At 30.7% G+C, this 4447-nt stretch carries 4 protein-coding genes; 3 read left to right on the top strand and 1 reads right to left on the bottom strand.

Going from position 1 to position 4447, the window contains the following annotated elements; all coding sequences use genetic code 11:
• Positions 1-94, bottom strand: a 94-nt coding sequence (locus B4H69_RS08590; RefSeq protein WP_291093541.1) for a cysteine peptidase family C39 domain-containing protein, incomplete at its 3' end; no start/stop codon positions are given.
• Positions 95-1375: 1281 nt separating this feature from the next.
• Here B4H69_RS08590 and B4H69_RS08585 point away from each other — a divergent pair.
• The 3 genes from B4H69_RS08585 to B4H69_RS08575 are packed head-to-tail and all read left to right on the top strand — an operon-like array spanning position 1376 to position 4051.
• Positions 1376-2068 (top strand): nucleotidyltransferase family protein, encoded by a 693-nt coding sequence (locus B4H69_RS08585; RefSeq protein ID WP_070563584.1) that lies wholly within the window; start codon positions 1376-1378, stop codon positions 2066-2068.
• Positions 2065-3294 (top strand): LicD family protein, encoded by a 1230-nt coding sequence (locus B4H69_RS08580; RefSeq protein ID WP_070563581.1) that lies wholly within the window; start codon positions 2065-2067, stop codon positions 3292-3294. The genes B4H69_RS08585 and B4H69_RS08580 overlap by 4 nt, the downstream gene beginning before the upstream one ends.
• Positions 3295-3310: 16 nt before the next feature.
• Positions 3311-4051, top strand: coding sequence for a glycosyltransferase (locus tag B4H69_RS08575; protein WP_070563578.1), 741 nt, complete (start codon positions 3311-3313; stop codon positions 4049-4051).
• The last annotated feature ends 396 nt before the right edge of the window (positions 4052-4447 follow it).

Genomic DNA, 4447 nt, shown 5'->3' with positions numbered 1-4447 from the left:
ATATAGACTGTCCATAGTATTTAAAGATCATGCGGAGACAAGTAGCGCCACAGTCCATTACATCCATCTGCTTATAATTGGGAAATTTTGAAATCATTTTATTGGCATTGGGTTTAAACCTTTACACACAGTATTATTTCTCCTTCAATAAGATTTGTAATATCCAATATAATTTAAATAGTGGTATTAAAATACTAAGTAAATGGTCTTAATCGATTACTCCAGCTTGACGTGATATATAAACACTCTATTTATAACAATAATATCATTTTACAACTTAATAAATATACATTTTTTCACCAAGTTAACAATAGGGAAAAATGAAAGAAACTGAAGAAGAGAAATAAATACCCGTACTATTGCGATTGATGGTAAATTGATATACCGATGAACCCGAAGTACTTTTTTGTTCTACAAAGGACCTTCTAAACGTATCTTGCAATAAATAGGTCTGGAATGCGCATATATGATAACGCGTATCAAGATCCATTAACTTTGAAATAACAGTTTGATCATCTTTTTCTATTTGTGTAATAGGACAATACTACGACTCATACAAATGAACTTACAGGCTCCGTGAATACAGATTCCCGGCCCTTCTATTTTGCCCCATCAACCAGCGTCCTTGCGTTCACTGAGCTTTAAAGCTTTTATTTTTACTGATAATTAGCAAAAGGTCATTATATTGTTGTTTTGCAAAATGTATTGACTTTTCGCGTGAGACGAATTGGAGCTAGGTAAACAATTGGTTATACCGTAAAAGAGGAATTGTCCAGACGATTTTATTCTCAGGAGTCTGAACAGTACTTAAGGCGGTTATTACGAGTTTGGATAAAACAAAAGGATAGACGAAAGAGAATTAAGTCGATACGATTTAAATTCTTGACTATGACTATTAGTAAACAATGCATTGGGGTAGGTATCTCAAAAGGGACATTCATAGCCTGTGTGTGTCAGCGTTCAGATGCTTTTAACTTTTCAAGGTCTTGTGCATCCATACCACTGTAATTTTACTTCCACTGCTAGAATGTGGGCACTGAAATACAAGTTCTCTACAAATATGCTTTGTAACCTTGCCTGATTAATATTTTTTAAGGATATTGACAATTAGATGTTCCGAAACATGTTCTTTTTCATAATATACAACAAACTAAATTAATTTTTAATTTGTCTAAAAAAACAAGTAAGTCTACTCGATAAATAGTCTTTTATATGAAATTTTAGCCTAAATAATAATTCACAACAGATTATTTTAATCAAAATTAATATCTTTATAGAGATAATACTTTATTAAGTATCGCTGTAATTAATTTTAAAGGCATAAAAGTATTATAAATAAACTTAAATATCGAATTTGATATCCAATATATTCAAAATGATAAAACATGCAGTAATTCTAGCAGGAGGAAATGGAGCAAGATTTTTTCCTCAGACAAAGGATAGATCAAAAGCAATGGTCTTGATTGATAGATTTCCTTTAATTACCTATTCGCTAGCACAACTAGCAAAAGTACACCAAATTTTCATAACTGTTGGCCCATTTAAAACAGAATTAATTTCCTATTGCTATCATAAATTCGGCGTCGCAAACTATATTATGACAGAAGGGAGAGGTAATTGCTGGTGGATATTCAATTCTATAGCGAAAGATCTTGACTGCCCAGTATTGGTGCTCCCTTGTGATTTAATCACTGAATTAGATACCCAATTCCTCTATAATGAATACAAACGATTAAATTCACCACCAATTATGCATGTGCCTATATTATGGAACGGAATTAATAAAGGTGATTTTATTGAATCAAAAAATTATTTAGTCAAAAAATTGAGCAAAGATCAAAAACTAAATTTATTTTGCTCAGGAATTCAAGTCATTAATCCTAGTCTTATAAATTCACTATTATCGGATAAAAAACATATTGAGAATTTTGAAGACTTATGGGATATCTTTATAACTACAAAACAGTTATATCATAGTGATATTTACCCACACATATGGTATTCAATTAATTCAAATTTCGAAAAAAATCACTTCTTAAAGAACCGATACAAATACTACGTTCTATGAAAAAAATAGTAATAACATTACCGGAAAATGTAGACTGTCAAAAATTTCAACATGACAATAGTTACGAAGATATTACTTCACAAATCTTGAAAGATTTTAATATTGATAAGTCTTACCATTTAGAACAATATGGATTTGCCCTTTCTCCTTCGGAAATTGCTACTTTTTTACTCCACATATCGGCTTGGACAAGATTTTTAGCTTCAGATGAAAACCACTGTTTAATCATCGAAGAAAATGTTAATTCTAATTACTTAAATTTTGAACCAGATTTCTTTGATTTATTGCCAGATGGCTGGGACGTCTACTTTCCTTATAGTGGGGATGGGATCAAGCAAAATCAGACGAAACTGCTTAATCCTAATAGCAGAGAATACTATGATGTCGAACCCTTTTTTTTTGGCTACGAATGGGGTAGTTCGATATATTTTCTATCAAAAAAAGGAGTAGAAAAATTACTTTTAAATATTAATACAATTAGACAAAGAGTTGAGGACGAAATATTTAAAATAGCAAAATTAAACACAATTGATGTGTATTTCTCGAATTATAATGAAACAATCAAAGATTATATCAAACCTAAAATCCATTTGGATAGAAATGCAATTATTAAAGAGGCCGTTTTAAATTATAACGTATGGACAGAAAAGGATTTCGTGATACTAAATAAATTACTGACCAAAATTAGTTCAGCAGCTGAAAAACTAGATATTAAACTAATATTACAAGGAGGTACTCATCTCGGGTACGTAAGACATGGAGGTATTATGAAATGGGACGACGATGTGGATTTGGGAGTATTGGCTTCTGAATTTGAAAATTTGAAAAATGAACTCCTAATTAATGGATGTCAACTAGTACAACACATTGAAGAAAAAACAAATACACCATTTTATAAAGCGTTTCTTAAAGAAGGTAAAGTTATCGACGGGTATGATTTTAAATTCCCGTGTATTGACTTATGGTTATATAACATTAAAGGCTGCGATATTATCTTTGAAAATGGAATTATCTGTAAAGATTCTGCTTTACATGATCCAAAAAAAATTATTTTTGAAGGAAACAATCTCTTCATTCTTCACAATTCTTTAGACGTACTTGATACTCGCTACAACGATTGGAGAACTAAAATAAGAATATATAGCTTTAGTCACGAGACGGAATCTGAGAGATTTCATGCGATCTCTACAAAGATAAAAGTCGATAAGGAAGGTAGAATAATATAAAAAAAATATTATCAAAATGAGAGCTGAAAATAAAATCATAAGAAGTCTTTGGATAGGAAGAGAACTGTCAAAAATCGAGTTACTTTGTATTTGCTCATTTTTAAAAAATGGCCATGAATTTCATTTATATTGTTATGAGGACATTTACAATATACCTGAAGGGGTTAAAATAAAAGATGCGAATGAGATTTTCCCTGCCAATGAAATTTTCTTAGACAGCATCGGATCATTGGCAGGATTTTCCGATATGTTTCGATATAAATTAATATATGAATATGGTGGCTGGTGGACTGATATGGATATAATTTGTCTCAAACCATTAGATTTTAGTCAAGATTTTGTATTTGCTACAGAACGTTTTAGATATCTTAATGAACAAGAATACTTAACGGCCAGTTGTATCTTTAAATCTCCCCCAAAATCGGAATTTTTATCGGATTTGATTAATTACATTGAAATAAACAAAAATACAATTACTCCTTTGCCTTGGTCATCTTTCGGTCCGAGATTATTACATCAAATTTTAAAAAATTATGATAGTAAACCATATATCCAGTGTCCCAATATATTCTGCCCTATAAATTGGGACGAGTTACATATTTTTTTTGAATCAGATTTTACAATTGACGAAACAAGTTGTTACACTATCCATCTATGGAATGAAATGTGGAGAAAACACAAAATCGACAAAAACTCTACATTCAACGAAAATTCTTTGATAGAAAATTATAAAAGAAAATTTTTAAATATGGTGTAACTTTTAATTTAGGCACAGAGCTTTGCGTAACCATGTTGTAGAGTTTTTAGCAAAAGGATTGTAGAGGAAACCTTTCAAAAGCAATCTGTTCTTTGGATGCAGTCAAAGAAAGATTTGATGTTCTTCCATACAGTAACTTTCACCGGTTAGTTTTTGATTTCGGCTCAGTAAGGAACGGACTAATAAGCGGAAGAAATCACTTTAAGGATCTTACTCTAGTAACTTCGTTTTTATCGGCGGTGATTATGATGAAACTATTTTCGAAGATCTGATTTATAAAGTTAAAAAATAGAAATATCTTTTCCAAAGAAAAAAGCAAAACAACACATAGAGTACAAAAAGTTAATTATCAGTAGTTTATTTATATCTTGAGAAGGTAGTATCTTTCTAACTGTG

Source organism: Empedobacter sp. UBA6745, assembly GCF_002453775.1.
Taxonomy (GTDB): Bacteria; Bacteroidota; Bacteroidia; order Flavobacteriales; family Weeksellaceae; genus Empedobacter; species Empedobacter falsenii_C.
Note: the sequence above shows the minus strand (reverse complement) of the source record. Positions and strands in the feature narration are given on the sequence as shown.

Bases quoted from the DNA above. Each gene is read 5' to 3' on its own strand.
- B4H69_RS08575 (WP_070563578.1), top strand. From the start codon at position 3,311: ATGAGAGCTGAAAATAAAATCATAAGAAGTCTTTGGATAGGAAGAGAA.
- B4H69_RS08580 (WP_070563581.1), top strand. From the start codon at position 2,065: ATGAAAAAAATAGTAATAACATTACCGGAAAATGTAGACTGTCAAAAA.
- B4H69_RS08585 (WP_070563584.1), top strand. From the start codon at position 1,376: ATGATAAAACATGCAGTAATTCTAGCAGGAGGAAATGGAGCAAGATTT.